Raw genomic sequence first — 14,834 nt, 5'->3', positions numbered from 1 at the left:
ACAGGTGTCATGGAACGCTCTGAATTCCTCGCAGTCACGCGGCAACTAGCCGCCGCCGCTGAGCTTCTAGCCAAGGCCGGTCCAGAGGACTGGCGATTCGACGCGTTCCAGATGCTCGCGTTCTTTCGCCGATACGACCAGCCGGGTTCCGGTTCGAACGCAGTCGCAACGTCCAACGACGAACTGTTCGCGCGCACCGGCCACGCCGCACTGACGATGGCGGGACGCAACGAGTTTGCTGCGTCCCACGCACTTCTCGAGCAGGCCCGGTCGCTGTTGCCTTCGGCATGAAAGCCGCCACGATGCACCGGCGTTTCTTGTTTGTCCTGCTCTAGTCGTTGTACTTCGTCAAGTCGTAGTACGTGATCCCATTCTGCCCGCCACCCAATTGCACGAGCCGCGAACCACCGGACGTCAACGCCGGGAACGGGCAGTTCGTGCAAGTCTGTACGCCCCCGGCATTGACTCCCGCAAAGACGGTGGTTTGAAACTGGCCGACCGATGTGTTGTTCGGCGCGCTGATCGAGAAGCCATCGATTGCAGTCGTCGAGCCGGAGCCCGTTCCAGGGGAGGCCTGAATCTGCACTGACGTCACCGGATACGCGAGATTCTGTCCGTTCACGAGGCTCGACCACGTCACGCTCATCGCGTACTGCGCGCCGGCCAGCGACCCGGCTGGCGTGAGGAACTGGGTCGCGAAGTCCGGCAGTAGCGTCGGCCACGCAACCGCGCTGCCCGCCGCCGCGTTCAACGGGCTGCCCGGATTGATGATCGACGACTGGCCGAGCTGCACGCCGTTCTGGTCGTAGAACGTCACGGTGTAGGTCGAGTAGAGGGGCACGGTGCTCGCGTCGATCGATTGCGCCGAGTAGTAGCCGCTCGAAGCCGCCGGCGTGAAGTTCGCGGTCGACGACAGCGATTGCCATGACCAGCGATACAACTCCGTATTACTGCTGGTCGTCGCCGGCGAAACCGGCGCCGAGCTCAACGGCAAATCCGACAGACCCAGCGAGCTGATGCCGAGCGCATTGCGCTGCATCAGCCAGACCGGCGCAGCGAGGCCAGGTCCCGTGACGGAAGCCGAATACACCGTCGGATTCGAAGTCGTCGGAATCGCAATCTTAAGACCCGACTCGTACCGGTTCACGTCGTTCAGCTTCGAATCGAGGAAGGTGCGGCGCTGGATTTGCGACATGATCGATACAGCGAATTGCGACTGATTGCCGATCAGATCCCAGCCGAGCTGCGTGCCGTTGGCGAGCGTGACGGGCGTGGAGAGCTGTTGCGCAATGGTGTAGAGCACACCGGCTGCCGTGCCGCTCGCCAGCGTGACCGGCAACTGCACGAGCGCAAGCTGCTTGCCGTTGCGTGTGAAGAAGGCAAGCGTCTTCGGCGAACCGAACACCGCACCATTGAAGATCGCTTCCGTCAGACCGTGGGCGACGGCCAGATCGGTCGAGCCGTTTTCGAGGTAGGCAGAGTCGATTGCCGGCGAGCATGACGTGTTGAGCGTGCCGGTCGCCGCGCAGGCAGTCAGCACCGACGCCAGCGGCTCCAGATAGTTGGCCGCCGCGGGCGGCGCTGCCAGCGTGACCGATTGGGCAGTCTGGTTGTTCAGCGCGACCGTCGTGCCCGGCGTCGCGTTCGATAGCAGCAACAGGCCGCCGTTGGCCGCCGACACGACCGACACCGTGTCGATCACCGCATCGGCGCCGGTGTGGTTCGGCGTAAAGGCCACGCCGATGGGATCGAAGCCCGCCGTCTGGATGCCGTTCTGCGCGAGGATTTTCGTCAGTATCGCGTCGAGCGTGATGGTGGCGATCTGCACGGACGGCAGCGTCACCTTGGCCAGCGCCGTGGTGGAGGCGAGGTCGAGCGGGTTGCCCGAAGCGGTCAGCATGGCGGCAATCGCCGTGGTCAGCGTGGTGACGTTGGCGACTGCCGGCGCCGTGCCATTGGGCAGTTTGGCGAGCACGGAGACGAGCGGGGTAGAGATGCCGGTGGCGTCGGTGGCGACGATCAGGAACGGCGCGGTCATGCCCTTCACCGAGATCGTGTACGCGCCCTGGGTGTTGGTGGTTGCCGTGGCCTGAGCGCCGGTCGCATCGGTCAGCGTGACGGTTGCGCCCACTACGGCGCTGCCGGTGGCGACCGTGCCGTTCACCGAGGTAGCCGTGACCGTCGGCGTGCTCGACGATGTTGAACTGGAACCGCCGCCGCCACAACCGCCGAGTTGGAACAACGCAAAGGCCGCGGCGGCCGCGACGCCGCTACGCACTAACGATCGATGCATGAATTTCCCCGATGCCCTGTTTATATGATTCGTTTGTTACGTCGGCAGATTATGCCGATAAATTTAATTGCATTTGTCGCGCCGGTTTATTGGATTGAAAGCAGATTATTTGCCGCCTTTAATCCACGCGTAATGCGCTCACGACGCGTTTAAACGCGTTGGGAGAATACTTCAAAGTGGCGTTGTTGTGTCACGTGAGAGAGCGGCTGAATAGGAGAATATGAAGGGTGGTCGCGTTTGCGAACCCGTCATATTCTCTGATCGAATTGCTTCAGGCAGTTCAGACTCAAATTACTTGCCCAACTCGTGTCCGATAATCCCGCCGGCTACTGCGCCGCCGATCGTGCCGACCGCGCTGTGATTGGTCGCCTCGTTGCCGATGACGCCACCTGCTGCCGCACCGCCAAGGGTGCAGCCGGCCGTCAATGTCAGTAGCGCCAATGCCATTGCAATGACGCCCAGAATAGATCGATTTCGCATGATGTCACCTCGGATGTGTATCGATACAACCGAAGCAGCAATCCACGTGCCGCATCTGTATTACGAGTCTCCGTAGGGCTTGCGATCCGCGGATGCCCGAGGAGTGAAACGGGTTTGCTGGAGTCATCCGCGCTTGCTAGACTGGCTTTCGCAACCCAACTGTAAGCGCGTTATTGCCGTCGTACGCCTCGCTGGCGTTCACGTCCACGGCGCGATCAATCGGAGACGCCATGTCTTACATGCTGCTTATCGTCGAACCCCCGAATCAACGCGTCGAACGTGGTGAGCAGGCGGGGCGCGAGGTTTATGACCAGATGGTGCGTTTCGCTACCGGCCTCAAAGAGCGCGGCAAGCTGGTCGCAGCCGAAGCGCTGACCTCAACGAATGACGCCGTGCGCGTGCAGGTGCGCGATGGTCAAGCGAAACTGCTCGACGGTCCGTTCGCCGAAGCCAAGGAAATGATCGGCGGCTTCTACCTGCTCGATTGTGAAACCCGTGAAGAAGCGGTGGCGATCGCGCAGGCCTGCCCGGCGGCGTCGTGGTGCACCGTCGAAGTCCGCAAGCTCGGGCCTTGTTTCCTATAAGCAGGTTCGCCCATTCATGGCTATTTTCTTGGGGTTTTCCCTAGGCTGACGACAAATATGTCGATCCGGCCGCGCATCGCTCGTCGTGTGAGTAAGGAGCCAGCAAACAGATAACGGCTCTCCACCAACTACACACCACCCTAGGAGCGATTGCGATGCGATTCATGATCATAGTGAAGGCGACGGCCGTCAGCGAAGCCGGCGGCCCGCCGGACGAAGCCCTGATGGCTGCGATGGGCACCTACCATGAAGAACTGGCCAAGGCCGGTGTGCTCCTCGACGCAACCGGCCTGAAACCGAGTTCGAAAGGCTGGCGCATCCACTACAGCGGAGGCAAGCGCACGGTGATTGACGGCCCGTTCGCGGAAACCAAGGAATTGATCGCCGGCTACACGCTGATTCAGGTTCGTTCCCGCGAAGAAGCCATGGAATGGGCGCGGCGCTTCCCGGCGCCGTTCGGCGAACAAGCCGAAGGCGAAATCGAAGTGCGGCAACTGTATGAACTCGAGGACTTCGAACCGGGCCCGGAAGTGGACCGCTTCCGCAAGCTGGACGCAGCCAAACATTAATCGCGACGCCGATCCGACCGCGCGAACGAGGCGCCGATCCGGCCACATCGAGAGGATTCATCATGCTCAAAGTCATTCTGATCAGCGTCGTCGCGGCGGTGGGTTTGCTGCTCATCTATGCGGCGACGCGCCCCGACAACTTTCGCATCGAACGCAGCGTGCGCATCGAGGCGCCGCCTGAGCGGGTTTACGGATTAATCGACGATCTGCATCAGTTCAATCGCTGGAATCCGTTCCTGCGCAAAGATCCCGCGGCGCAGGGCACCTATAGCGGCACGCCGAGCGGCAAGGGTGCGCGCTATGCGTGGCAAGGCGAAAAGGTTGGGGTGGGGCAGATGGAGATCGTCGACACGGCGGCGCCGGCGAACGTGACGATGAACCTCGATTTCATCAAGCCGTTCGAAGCTCATAACATCGCCGATTTCACGTTGAAGCCGGAGGCCGGCGCGACTCAGGTCACCTGGGCGATGCATGGGCCTGCGCCGTTTCTGTCGAAGCTGATGCAGGTGTTCGTCAGCATGGACCGCATGGTCGGCAAGGATTTCGAAGACGGCCTGGGCAATCTGAAAACGCTGGCCGAGGCAAGCTGAATACGCGGGATCGCTGTATGCGTGACGCAGTGCGATGCACTGCGACGTCCCGGCGAGCCCACAACCCGATCACTGGATTTCATCATGCATAAGCAGATCTACGTCAATCTCGCTGTCGACGATCTCGAACGGTCGAAGGCATTTTTCAGCGCGATCGGTTTCAGCTTCGAGGCGCAATTCACCAACGAACAGGCCGCGTGTCTGATTCTCGGCGAGAACCTCTACGCGATGCTGCTGATCAAGGACCTGTTCAAGTCCTTCACGCGCAAGTCGCTTTGCAATCCGAAGGAAAGCACCGAGGCGTTGCTGGGCCTCTCGTGCGAGAGCCGGGGCGAGGTGGATGCGCTGGTTGCGAAGGCGCTCGCCGCCGGCGGCACGGTGCCGCGCGCACCGCAGGACTACGGTTTCATGTACGGGCACGGCTTCGAAGATATCGACGGACACATCTGGGAGCTGATCTACATGGATCCGAACGCCAAGGCAGCGGGCTGATCCCGTGACAAAACCGGCCACCCATCGTGCCATCGAGGCAGTCTGGCGGATCGAATCCGCCAAGGTCATCGCCCACGTCGCGCGGATCGTGCGTGACGTGGGGCTCGCCGAAGAGCTGGCGCAGGACGCGCTGGTCTCGGCGCTCGAACATTGGCCCGACGCTGGCGTGCCCGACAACCCGGGAGCGTGGCTGATGGCAACCGCGAAGAATCGCGCCCTCGACCGCTTGCGCCAGGAGGCGCTGCATGCCCGCAAGCGTGAGGAGTTGGGCCACGATCTCGACGCAATGGAGGCGCACCTCGTGCCGGATTTCGTCGATACCCTCGATGCCGCACGCGCTGACGATATCGGCGACGACTTGTTGCGCCTGGTGTTCACGGCATGCCACCCGGTGTTGTCCACCGACGCACGTGTCGCGCTGACGCTGCGCCTGCTCGGCGGCCTCACTACGGACGAAATCGCGCGCGCGTTTCTCGTGCCTGAGCCGACCATCGCGCAGCGCATCGTGCGGGCCAAACGCACGCTGTCAGCGGCCAAAGTGCCGTTCGAGGTGCCGCAGGCGGATGCGCGTGCGCCGCGGCTCGCGTCGGTGTTGCAGGTGATCTATCTGATTTTCAACGAAGGCTATTCGGCCACAACCGGCGACGACTGGATGCGTCCGGCGTTGTGCGAGGAAGCGCTGCGGCTTGGGCGGGTGCTGAGTGGGCTCGTGCCGGACGAAAGCGAAGTGCATGGCCTCGTCGCGTTGATGGAAATCCAGGCGTCGCGTACGCATGCGCGCACCGATGCCGAGGGCCGGCCGGTGCTGTTGCTCGACCAGGACCGCAGCCGCTGGGACCCGCTGCTGATCCGCCGCGGGTTGGCCGCGCTCGGCACCTCGCACGCGTTGGGCGGTGCGAGTGGGCCGTATGCATTGCAGGCGGCGCTGGCCGCGTGTCATGCGCGTGCACGCCGTGCCGAGGAGACTGATTGGGCGCAGATCGTCGCGTTGTACGACGCGCTCGCGCAGGTGACGCCTTCGCCGGTGGTGGAGTTGAATCGTGCGGTGGCAGTCGGCATGGCGTTCGGACCGGCTGCGGGTCTGGAAATCGTCGATGCGCTCGCCGCCGATGCGGCGCTCGCGAACTATCACTGGTTGCCGAGCGTGCGCGGCGATTTGCTGGAGAAACTCGGCCGCGTGGAAGAGGCGTGCGCCGAATTCGAACGCGCTGCCGCCATGACGCGCAATGCGCGCGAGCGCGAGTTGTTGCTCGAGCGTGCTGCGCGCGGCCGCGCGCATTGAACCGTACGTAAGTAACTTACCGGATCAACTGACGCACACCCAACGCGACGATCAGGCCGCCGCACACGCGATCGATCCACGCCTTGCAGCGCCGGTACTGCGGGGCTGCAGTGTGCGCAACCGCGACGAAGTTCGGGCCGGGGATCACCACGCCGTTCGCGTAATCACGCCGAAAAGAACGCCACAGCGGCAGTGATCACACCCGCAGCCGCAATCCCAAACGACAGATTGCGCAGCCATTTCTTGCGAGTCAGCAACGTGATCGCGCAGAGGGCGATGGCCACCTGAATCAAGGTCGTCGCTTGCGCCCAGCGATGATGGCCATGCAGCAGCGCTTCGCTTTTAGCGTCGTTGTCTACGACTTCCTTTTCGATCGCTTCAGCCTTCGCGCGGATCGGCTCTTTCTGCTGCTTGTACTTGTCGACGTCGGCGGCGAACTTCGCGTGCGCGTCGGCATTGCCGAGCGACAGCGCCGCACCGAGTTCAGCGAGATTCTCTTTCTCGCCCTTGGCCTGGTAGTAGTTCCATTGATTCGCCGCTTCGGTCTTTTTAATGGCGGCTTCGTTCTTGTAGTACAGCGCCAGGTTTTCGCTGTTGCCGCTCTGGTAGGCGCACAGTGCGCCGATCGTCGCGAGGATCGCCGTCATCACGGCCATGCGGCTCGCAAAGGGATCCGAGTCATGGTGGCCGGCGTGTTCAACCGCATGGTCGTGCGGACCATGCACTTCATATTCTTCAGACATCTGACTCTCCGAGTGAAGCTTTTCTTGTGATCTCCGGGCAGCGCGCATGGCGATGGTACATGCGCGGGCGATGCTGCAAGCGCGGCTCTCCGGCCCGGCGGGCTCCATCTTAGCGTGTGGCGCCCGGTGATGGAAAAGCTATCGGCGCGAAGAGATGTCGATGACAGACGTTAATGAGAGGACGTCAGTGAATACCGACGGCCAGCCACGTCCGCACGAACGGGATCATATGCTCGCCGGCCAGCATGCCGAGCAACCCGGCCAGGGCGATGGTCGGCGGCGCGGGCGACTTCACCTGCATCACGCTGTAGATCAAACCGACCACGACGCCGGCCACGAGCGAGATCAAATACGCTTTCATGTTGTTCATAACCATCTGAAATGCGGGCAGCCACGCCCGCCGGTCGTTTCGGCAATTACATCGTGATGACGACGCGGCCGCGCGTGCCGGCGGCCACCGCCTCGTAGGCCTCGCGTGCCCGTTCGAGCGGGAATGCCTGCGCGATGGCCGGCCCTTGAAGCTTGCCGCTTTCGAAGCCTTCCACCAGCGCCGTCATCAACGGCGCCGATTCGGCGACGACCAGCTTGGCGCTGTCCACGCCGAGCAGTTGCGTTTCGTTGTGATAGAAATCGATCAGGTCGAATTCCACGCGGCGTTTGCCCGTGGCGCTGATTTCCAGCACCCGGCCGCGGCGCTTGACGAGACTCAGTGCGGTCTCGAAGGCGACGCCGCCGACCGTGTCGTACACCACGTCCGCGCCGGCGCCGCCGGTCAGCGCTCTGACAGCCGCGGCTGCGCTTTCGTCGAACGGAATGTAGTCGTCGATCAGTCGGCCTGCGGGCGTGTCGGCGGAAAGCGGATGACGGTCGACCCCGATCACGCGAGCCCCCCGCGCTTTTGCAATCTGCACCACTGCGCCGCCGACGCCGCCGCCCGCACCGATCACGGCAATCGTCTCGCCCGCTTGCAGGTTTGCGTACTCGACCGTGCCGAGCCACGCGACCACGAAGTTCACGCCGATCGCGGCGGCCTCCGTGTGGCTGAGCGTGGTGGGCTTGCGCGACAGGGCGGCGAGCGGAATCTTGATGAACTCGGCGTGCGTGCCGTCGCGTGTGAAGCCGATATCGCCGCCGGTACCCCAGACTTCTGCGCCGAGCCATTCGGCGGGGCCGGCGGTCACGACGCCGCTGAAGTCGCGGCCGGGCGTGCGCGGCAGGACGGTGTGTTCGAAATGGCCGGACACGTTCTTGACGTCGCTTGGATTCACCGAGGCCGCCTTGACCTGCACGACGGCGCTGCCTGCGTCGGCTTGGGGCGTCGGCAGATCGACGTAGTCGAGCACCTCGGGGTTGCCAAAAGTCTTGAACTGAATCGCTTTCATTGCGTGTCACTCCTGTTGGGTCTTGCGCTGCGTCGTGCAGCCGATGAGCGTAGTCTAAGTGGCCGGTACGGAGGTGTTGAGACAAAGACTTTCGAATTTCGGACAAGGCGTGCTGTGCGGCGGCTTACTGGCCTCGCTGGGCGTCGTTAGGCCGGCAACGCAAACGGCTTGGCCGACGGTGGAGGGCGCGGCTGTTAGCACGATTCGTTAAGCCGCCAGCGAGCGCTGGCTTAGCTGCAAGGGCGAATCTTGCTACCGTCAGCGCGTATAACTTACCCGTCAGTGGACAGCTTGTCTCGCGCCTGCTCCGGCGAAGCTTCAGAAGCCGCCTTGCCGAGCGTACCGCTCGGATCGAAGCCGGTTGGCGGCGCGCCTAACTCGCGCCGGAACATGTCGCTGAAGCTGCTCGGCTGGAAGCCCAGCGAACGCGCGATGCTGCTGACCGGGCGCCCTTCGGCGAGACCTGACACGGCCACTGCCAACTGCACCTGACGCCGCCATTCGGCAAACCCCACTCCCAACTCACGCGTGAAGAGACGGGCCAGCGTGCGCACGCTTGCGCCGACCGAGGCCGCATGCTGTTCGAAGCTGATCGCGATCGAGGGGTTGTCGATCACCGCGCGGCACAACGCATCGAGCCGCCGGTCCGAAGCATCGGGCAGCGCGATGCGCAGTGACGAGCGCGGCGCGTGCCCCAGCTCCAGCATTGCGAGACGGTACGCCGCTTCAAGATAGGTTTCGTCGCGCGCGAGCGAACTCTCGTGCTCCGCAATCGACGTGATGAGTTCGCGCAGCAGGCCGTTGATCTCGAACACGTCGCTGCGCCGGCTCAGATGGCCGACGTTGCGCTCGTGGAGATAGAGATTGCGCATCTCCACCTCGCTCATCATGTGGATGGAGTGAACGGTGCCGGCCGGCAACCAGACCGCGCGCTGCGGCGGCACCACCAACGCCTCGCGGCCGACTTCCACCCACATCACGCCCGACACCGCATAGAGCACCTGCGCCCACGTGTGCGAATGCGGGTCGATGCGCAGCCCACGCGGATAGCGCCGCGCGAGGGAGTGGGCGTCGGCGTCGTCGTGAAGTTCGGGTGGGCGGGCTTGGGGCACGGCGGTTCGGTTCGCTGTTTGCTCTTTGTGGATGGAGAGCGGGGACCTTGGTGGTCCGTGTGCGAAGCATAGCGCGAGCCACGGAGCGGCGGATATTCTCTAGTTCCGCTTACGTGCGATGCCCCATCACCAGCAGCAATAACGACAAGGTCACCACCGACCCCACCGTCGACAGCAAAATCGTGCGCGACGTGATGTGCGCCTCGCGTCGGTAGAACTCGGCCAGCATGAATGGGCCGGTGCCGGTGGGCAACGCGGCGAGCACAACAGCCATCTCGACCAGCGTGGATGAAAGCCCAAACACACGCGCCGCGAGCCACCAGGTCAGCGCTGGCTGTCCCAGCAGCTTGACGCCGGTCAGCAGCAGCGAGATGCCGCCCGCGCCGGCCTCGGACGGACGCTTTTCCGCGAGGAACAAGCCGAGGCTGACCAACGCACACGGACTGGCGGCACCGCTCAGCAGCTTCAAAAACGTCTCCGCGCTTTGTGGCAAAGCGACATGGGTACTCGCGAGCAGCACACCCGCAATCGGCGACACGATCAACGGATTACGCGCCAGCGATCCCAACACCTTCAACCCCAGCTTGTGCGGCGTGCGTTCGGTCTGCAAGCCGACTTCGATCAGCACGATGGCAAGCGCAAAAAGCACGCACGCGACGAGGATCGTGGCGATCGTGGTCGGTGTCAGGCTGGCCGAGCCGAACGCGATCATGCCGAGCGGGAAGCCGATGTAGCCGGTGTTCGGATACGACGCTGCAATCGCATCGACGCTTGCGTCGGCCAGATGCCGGCCGCTGATCATACGCATGGCGAGAATCGGCAGAAACGCGCCGATGCACCCGATCGAAAACGCCGCGACGAAGGCCGGCTGATAAAGCTGTTGCCATGTGGCATGCGCCATCGTGTCGAACAGCAGCGCCGGCAGCGCCAGCCAGACGACGAAGCGGTTCAGTTCGGACGCGGAGTTCGGTCCGAGCACGCCGCGTCGGCGGCATGCAAAGCCCGCGAAAATCAGGCCGAACACAGGAAGCAGAATCTCAAGAGTAGCTAACATCGATTAGAAAGAAAGCGTGGGTGCAGGGAGCGATGCGCCAGCGTAGTGGCTTGCATTGATACAATCCAATACTGTTTTCTGCCACCAACAATACCTTTTCTGCATCGTCATTCAGCTTGAGGACGTTGTGATCGATATCAAGCCGCTACGCTACTTCGTGACACTCGCCGAGACGCGCCATTTCGGCCGCGCGGCGGCGCGACTGAATCTGTCGCAGCCGCCGTTAAGCCGCCAACTGGCGGCACTGGAGGCGAACCTGGGTGTGACGCTGCTCGAACGCAGTCCGCGCAGTGTCACGCTGACCGCGGCGGGCGAGCGCTTTTACGCCGATGCGAAGGCGATCCTTGCGTCGGTGGAACAAGCCGTCAGCAATGCCCAGGCGGCGGCGCATGGTGACGCCGGCAAACTCGCCATCGGCTTCACGATGTGCGCCGCGTACAACGTCGTACCCGGCTATGCGCGCGCGTTCGGCGCCGCGTTTCCCGAGGTCGCATTGAACCTGCGCGAGGTCGTATCGAACGATCTGGCTGTGCAGGTGCTGACCGGCCAGATCGACGCCGCGATCATGTTTCCAAACGTGCCCGACAAGGGCATCGTGACCCGGACGATCCTCCGCGAGCCTTTGTGTGTGGCCCTGTCGCGCAGCCATCCGCGCGCACGCGCGCGGCGTCTGAAGATCGCGCAACTGGCGGGCGAGCCATTCGTGCTGGCGTCCGAGGAAGTCGCGCCGAGCTTGCGCACGACCATTCTCGAGCATTGCCGCTCAGGCGGCTTCGAACCGGATATCCGCTTCGAAGTGCAGTTACAGCAGACCGTGCTCAGTCTCGTCGATGAAGGGGTGGGGGTGGCGCTGGTGCCGGCCTCGATGCGCAAAGCGCAACTCGCGGGCGTGGTGTTCCGGCCGCTGGTCGATGCGCCGCTGATCGAGCAGGTGCTGGCGTGGTCGCCGGCCAATCGCAATCCGTGTCTGGCGCGGTTTCTCGAGATGGCGTGAGGGGCGGGTTCATGAATTCGCCAGACGGTCGGCGGTGTTCGCAGGATCGGCTGGATAGCGCTTGGCGTCCTGCTTTTTGGCGGCGAACCTGGCGCGCAAAAAATCTGCGATCATCCCAGGCACTCTTCAACGCTTCTCAACCTCATAGCGTCTACGCCAACCACCCGCCCGCCTATGTCCAACCGCCCCACGCTTCTCACCACCGACCGCCTGATCATGCGTCCGCACGCGCGCGACGATTTCCTCGAGAGCTATGCGATGTGGTCCGATCCCGAAGTGATCCGCTACATCGGCGGCAAGCCGTTTACGCGCGAAGAAGTCTGGGCGCGCCTGCTGCGCTACGCCGGGCATTGGGCGATGCTGGGATACGGATATTGGGTGGTGCGGGAAAAGAACAGCGGCCGGTTCCTGGGCGAAGTCGGCTTTGCCGACTACCACCGCGAGATCGAGCCTTCCTTGCTGGACACACCGGAAATAGGTTGGGCGCTGGACCCTGCCGTCCACAACCGCGGCTACGCGACCGAAGCCGTGCGTGCGGCACTGGGTTGGGCCGATGCGAATTGGCCTGGCGGCGAGACGGCCTGCATCATCGCGCCGGAAAACCAGCCTTCGCTGAACGTCGCGCGCAAGTGCGGTTACCGTGAGCAGCTTCGCACGACGTACAAAGGCAACCCGACCATCGTGCTGCGGCGAACGGCAGGCGTTGCCTGAGCCGCTGCGCCGCACGACGCCTGACGTCTTGTCAGGCTCTTCAGTCTACGAAGCTACGGAATCGCAGAGCCGACGCATGCCGGCCCCTTGGCCGGCTCGCAACCAGCCCGCAACGGGCTACCTCATTGACCGCTTTCGCCCGCCGCTGCCCGCTGCCGCGCGATCAGGTCCACCAGCCGCTCAACCTGCTTACCCTGCGCATCGAAATTGCCTGCATCGAGCCAGAGTGCATAGCTCGGACGCAGCGCAGGCCATTCGCTATCGATGATCGAGAACCACGCGGTATCGCGATTGCGTTCGCGATAGACGATCGCCTGCCGGAAGATCCCTTCGAACGTAAAGCCATAGCGCAACGCCGCTGTGCGCGACGGTTCATTGAGCGAATCGCACTTCCATTCGAAGCGGCGATAGCCGAGGTCGCCGAACACATGGTTCATCACCAGGAACATCGCTTCGGTGGCGATGCGTGTGCGCTTCAGGCGCGGTGAATAGGTGACGTGCCCGACTTCGATCACGCCGTTCGCGCGGTCGATGCGCATCAGCGCGAGCGTGCCGACCGCCTTACCGGTGGCCAGATCGATCACCGCGTAGTGCAGCGGATCAGGCGATGCGGCCATGCGCGTCAGATGCTCGCGATACGCGGCAAGGCTTTCGAATGGTCCAACCGCCAGATAGGTCCAGTCGCGGCCATCGGGCGCCGAGCTGTAGGCCTCGTACAGGTCGGCCGCATGGCGTTCGACGTCCACCGGTTCGATCCGGCAATATTGGCCCACCAGCGGCTCGCGGCCGGGCGCCTGGGCGCCTTTCCAATCCGGCACGGGGACGCCAATCGGTTGCTCGAACGCGTTACGTCTGGGTTCCATGTCTGCTCTCCTGTCGATAGTGGGTGATGGTTGCTTATGGAGAACGATACGGCAAACGTGGTATGTTAAAAAGATCCAGCAGAACAGCATTTGATAGGTCCAGCCAGGATGATCGAAATCATTGGCCCACTCGCCAACCCGGCCGCCGCGACCACCGCCGGCAGCGGCGAAAAGTCCGTGCCGCTGCAAAAGCAACTGATCGAACGCTTGCAACAGGCGATCCTCACGGGGCGTTTGCCGGCTGGGTCGCTGCTGCCGTCGTCGCGCTTGCTGGCGGCGGAGATGGGCGTGTCGCGCAACACGGTGGTGATCGCGTACGAGCATCTGGCCGCGGTCGGCTATGTGGTGGCCGATAAAAAGGGCACGCGCGTGAGTCCGCTCTCCAGCCCTTCGGCACGCGGTGAAACGCGGACGCCGCCGGCCGCTCCGGAGGTCGCCTACGCGGCGCGGGTCGAGCAATTCGCGGCGACCCGCACCCATGCCGACAACACCTTGCCGCTGACACCCGGCACGCCCGCGCTGGACCGTTTTCCACTGGCCGCCTGGCGGCGCGCGCTCGAACGTTCGATGGAGCGCGCGTTGCCGCTCGCGCTCGGCTACGGCGACCCGGCTGGCGAGCCGGCGCTGCGCGACGCGATTGCCGCGCATTTGCGGATGGCGCGCGGCGTGCGCTGCGAGGGTTCGCAGGTGGTCATTACCGAAGGCGCGCAGGAAGCGCTGAACCTGTGCGTGCGGCTGTTCACCAATCCGGGCGACATCGCGTGGGTGGAAGATCCGGGCTATCGCGGCGCCAAAGCCGCTTTCAATCTCGGCGATCTGAGCATGCTGCCGATGCCGGTTGATTCCGAAGGCATCGCAGTGCCGCCTGACGCGTGGCGCGCGCATCCTCCCAAGCTGATCTACACGTCGCCCGCGCATCAGTATCCGACCGGTGCGGTGTTGTCGGTGGCGCGCCGGCTGGAGCTGATCGCGCGGGCGCGCCGCTGTGGCGCGTGGCTGATCGAAGACGACTACGACGGCGAATTCCGCCATACCGGCGAGCCGATTGCCAGCATGCAAGGGCTGGTCGAGGACGCGCCGGTTCTGTACGTCGGCTCATTCAGCAAAACGATGTTTCCGGCGCTGCGCATCGGCTTCGTGGTGTTGCCGCGCGCGATCGCCGCGCACACGGCCGTCGCGTTGCAGGAGATGCTGCGCGGCGGGCATCGTCTGGAGCAACTGGCGCTGGCGCATTTCATCGATAGCGGCGAATTCGGGCGGCATCTGGGCCGCATGCGGCGGTTGTATCGGGAGCGCCAGCAGGCGCTGCGCGATGCGCTCACCGTGCATTTCGCGCCGTCGCAGATTCTGGGCGGCAATTGCGGCATGCATCTGACGCTTCGGTTGCCGCCGCATATTTCCGATCGGACCCTCGCCGAACGCGCGCTTGCCAGGCGGCTCAATCCTCGTGCGTTGTCGGGTTTTGCATTGCAGCAGCGCGAGGAGACGAACGGCCTCGTGATCGGCTACGGCAGCACGTCAGCCGAACAACTGGCGCTCGCTGTCCGCGTATTGGCCGAGTTGGTGCGGAAGATGACGGGCGAGTCGAGTGGCGAGTCGGAAAACGGGGCAGCAAGCGGTTCGATAAGCGTGCCAGCGAGCGGTTATGCAACCCGACGCGCTGTGTAAGTTTTTACGTTTGTCCA

Annotated in this window: 17 protein-coding genes and 1 pseudogene; 9 read left to right on the top strand and 9 right to left on the bottom strand. The window is 63.7% G+C overall.

All coding sequences use genetic code 11. The features are described 5' to 3' along the window. Window positions 1-9 precede the first annotated feature (9 nt). Complete coding sequence (locus M0D67_RS26710; protein ID WP_266240376.1) at window positions 10-291, top strand: hypothetical protein; 282 nt, start codon at window positions 10-12, stop codon at window positions 289-291. Between the two features lie 40 nt (window positions 292-331). Here M0D67_RS26710 and M0D67_RS26705 read toward each other — a convergent pair whose 3' ends face one another. Together M0D67_RS26705 and M0D67_RS26700 are read right to left on the bottom strand one after the other, a co-directional pair. Then, entirely contained in the window at window positions 332-2,293 is a 1,962-nt protein-coding gene (locus M0D67_RS26705; RefSeq protein ID WP_266240375.1) for a hypothetical protein, read from the bottom strand. 291 nt (window positions 2,294-2,584) lie between these two features. After that, window positions 2,585-2,740: a glycine zipper 2TM domain-containing protein gene (locus M0D67_RS26700; RefSeq protein WP_266240423.1), complete on the bottom strand. Its 156-nt coding sequence runs from the start codon at window positions 2,738-2,740 to the stop codon at window positions 2,585-2,587. Between the two features lie 263 nt (window positions 2,741-3,003). Here M0D67_RS26700 and M0D67_RS26695 point away from each other — a divergent pair, with 263 nt between their 5' ends. The 5 genes from M0D67_RS26695 (at window position 3,004) to M0D67_RS26675 (ending at window position 6,290) form a co-directional block, all read left to right on the top strand. After that, on the top strand, window positions 3,004-3,357 hold the full coding sequence (locus M0D67_RS26695; RefSeq protein WP_154565200.1) for a YciI family protein: 354 nt from the start codon (window positions 3,004-3,006) through the stop codon (window positions 3,355-3,357). A gap of 155 nt (window positions 3,358-3,512) precedes the next feature. Then, complete coding sequence (locus M0D67_RS26690; protein WP_266240374.1) at window positions 3,513-3,926, top strand: YciI family protein; 414 nt, start codon at window positions 3,513-3,515, stop codon at window positions 3,924-3,926. Between the two features lie 62 nt (window positions 3,927-3,988). Further along, window positions 3,989-4,516 carry an SRPBCC family protein gene (locus tag M0D67_RS26685; protein ID WP_266240373.1) on the top strand — a complete coding sequence of 176 codons (528 nt, stop codon included), beginning with the start codon at window positions 3,989-3,991 and terminating at the stop codon, window positions 4,514-4,516. An 84-nt stretch (window positions 4,517-4,600) separates the two neighbouring features. Then, the gene (locus M0D67_RS26680) at window positions 4,601-5,008 is read left to right on the top strand and encodes a VOC family protein (protein ID WP_154565197.1); all 408 of its coding nucleotides are present in this window, start codon (window positions 4,601-4,603) and stop codon (window positions 5,006-5,008) included. A 4-nt stretch (window positions 5,009-5,012) separates the two neighbouring features. Further along, window positions 5,013-6,290, top strand: coding sequence for an RNA polymerase sigma factor (locus M0D67_RS26675; protein ID WP_171928969.1), 1,278 nt, complete (start codon window positions 5,013-5,015; stop codon window positions 6,288-6,290). A gap of 16 nt (window positions 6,291-6,306) precedes the next feature. On the opposite strand, the pseudogene M0D67_RS26670 reads toward M0D67_RS26675, so the two are convergent. From M0D67_RS26670 to M0D67_RS26645, 6 genes and pseudogenes are all read right to left on the bottom strand, one after another. Continuing rightward, window positions 6,307-6,387 (bottom strand): annotated as a pseudogene (locus M0D67_RS26670) (LysE family translocator); the annotation flags it as partial. 67 nt (window positions 6,388-6,454) lie between these two features. Continuing rightward, window positions 6,455-7,033: a DUF4337 domain-containing protein gene (locus M0D67_RS26665; protein WP_171928968.1), complete on the bottom strand. Its 579-nt coding sequence runs from the start codon at window positions 7,031-7,033 to the stop codon at window positions 6,455-6,457. Between the two features lie 184 nt (window positions 7,034-7,217). Then, complete coding sequence (locus M0D67_RS26660) at window positions 7,218-7,394, bottom strand: DUF1427 family protein (protein ID WP_171928978.1); 177 nt, start codon at window positions 7,392-7,394, stop codon at window positions 7,218-7,220. Window positions 7,395-7,449: 55 nt separating this feature from the next. Next, window positions 7,450-8,415: a zinc-binding alcohol dehydrogenase family protein gene (locus M0D67_RS26655; RefSeq protein ID WP_171928967.1), complete on the bottom strand. Its 966-nt coding sequence runs from the start codon at window positions 8,413-8,415 to the stop codon at window positions 7,450-7,452. Window positions 8,416-8,687: 272 nt separating this feature from the next. Continuing rightward, window positions 8,688-9,527 carry a helix-turn-helix domain-containing protein gene (locus tag M0D67_RS26650; protein ID WP_266240372.1) on the bottom strand — a complete coding sequence of 280 codons (840 nt, stop codon included), beginning with the start codon at window positions 9,525-9,527 and terminating at the stop codon, window positions 8,688-8,690. Window positions 9,528-9,636: 109 nt separating this feature from the next. Next, window positions 9,637-10,581, bottom strand: coding sequence for an AEC family transporter (locus M0D67_RS26645; protein WP_266240371.1), 945 nt, complete (start codon window positions 10,579-10,581; stop codon window positions 9,637-9,639). Window positions 10,582-10,708: 127 nt separating this feature from the next. Here M0D67_RS26645 and M0D67_RS26640 point away from each other — a divergent pair, with 127 nt between their 5' ends. Both M0D67_RS26640 and M0D67_RS26635 read left to right on the top strand, forming a co-directional pair. Beyond that, window positions 10,709-11,575, top strand: coding sequence for a LysR family transcriptional regulator (locus tag M0D67_RS26640; protein ID WP_266240370.1), 867 nt, complete (start codon window positions 10,709-10,711; stop codon window positions 11,573-11,575). A 174-nt stretch (window positions 11,576-11,749) separates the two neighbouring features. After that, entirely contained in the window at window positions 11,750-12,286 is a 537-nt protein-coding gene (locus M0D67_RS26635; protein WP_154565187.1) for a GNAT family N-acetyltransferase, read from the top strand. 122 nt (window positions 12,287-12,408) lie between these two features. Here the strand turns inward: M0D67_RS26635 and M0D67_RS26630 are convergent, their stop codons facing one another. Continuing rightward, on the bottom strand, window positions 12,409-13,149 hold the full coding sequence (locus M0D67_RS26630; RefSeq protein WP_171928963.1) for a GNAT family N-acetyltransferase: 741 nt from the start codon (window positions 13,147-13,149) through the stop codon (window positions 12,409-12,411). A 108-nt stretch (window positions 13,150-13,257) separates the two neighbouring features. Here M0D67_RS26630 and M0D67_RS26625 point away from each other — a divergent pair, with 108 nt between their 5' ends. After that, window positions 13,258-14,817, top strand: coding sequence for a PLP-dependent aminotransferase family protein (locus M0D67_RS26625; RefSeq protein WP_154565183.1), 1,560 nt, complete (start codon window positions 13,258-13,260; stop codon window positions 14,815-14,817). The last annotated feature ends 17 nt before the right edge of the window (window positions 14,818-14,834 follow it).

The sequence above is a fragment of the Paraburkholderia sp. SECH4 genome (assembly GCF_030511745.1).
Classification (GTDB): Bacteria; Pseudomonadota; Gammaproteobacteria; order Burkholderiales; family Burkholderiaceae; genus Paraburkholderia; species Paraburkholderia madseniana.
Note: the sequence above shows the minus strand (reverse complement) of the source record. Positions and strands in the feature narration are given on the sequence as shown.

Coding starts and splice junctions, on each gene's coding strand:
- M0D67_RS26690 (WP_266240374.1), top strand. CDS start 3,513: ATGCGATTCATGATCATAGTGAAGGCGACGGCCGTCAGCGAAGCCGGC.
- M0D67_RS26700 (WP_266240423.1), bottom strand. CDS start 2,740: ATGGCATTGGCGCTACTGACATTGACGGCCGGCTGCACCCTTGGCGGT.
- M0D67_RS26645 (WP_266240371.1), bottom strand. CDS start 10,581: ATGTTAGCTACTCTTGAGATTCTGCTTCCTGTGTTCGGCCTGATTTTC.
- M0D67_RS26665 (WP_171928968.1), bottom strand. CDS start 7,033: ATGTCTGAAGAATATGAAGTGCATGGTCCGCACGACCATGCGGTTGAA.
- M0D67_RS26625 (WP_154565183.1), top strand. CDS start 13,258: ATGATCGAAATCATTGGCCCACTCGCCAACCCGGCCGCCGCGACCACC.
- M0D67_RS26710 (WP_266240376.1), top strand. CDS start 10: ATGGAACGCTCTGAATTCCTCGCAGTCACGCGGCAACTAGCCGCCGCC.
- M0D67_RS26680 (WP_154565197.1), top strand. CDS start 4,601: ATGCATAAGCAGATCTACGTCAATCTCGCTGTCGACGATCTCGAACGG.
- M0D67_RS26695 (WP_154565200.1), top strand. CDS start 3,004: ATGTCTTACATGCTGCTTATCGTCGAACCCCCGAATCAACGCGTCGAA.
- M0D67_RS26630 (WP_171928963.1), bottom strand. CDS start 13,149: ATGGAACCCAGACGTAACGCGTTCGAGCAACCGATTGGCGTCCCCGTG.
- M0D67_RS26705 (WP_266240375.1), bottom strand. CDS start 2,293: ATGCATCGATCGTTAGTGCGTAGCGGCGTCGCGGCCGCCGCGGCCTTT.
- M0D67_RS26660 (WP_171928978.1), bottom strand. CDS start 7,394: ATGAAAGCGTATTTGATCTCGCTCGTGGCCGGCGTCGTGGTCGGTTTG.
- M0D67_RS26655 (WP_171928967.1), bottom strand. CDS start 8,415: ATGAAAGCGATTCAGTTCAAGACTTTTGGCAACCCCGAGGTGCTCGAC.
- M0D67_RS26685 (WP_266240373.1), top strand. CDS start 3,989: ATGCTCAAAGTCATTCTGATCAGCGTCGTCGCGGCGGTGGGTTTGCTG.
- M0D67_RS26635 (WP_154565187.1), top strand. CDS start 11,750: ATGTCCAACCGCCCCACGCTTCTCACCACCGACCGCCTGATCATGCGT.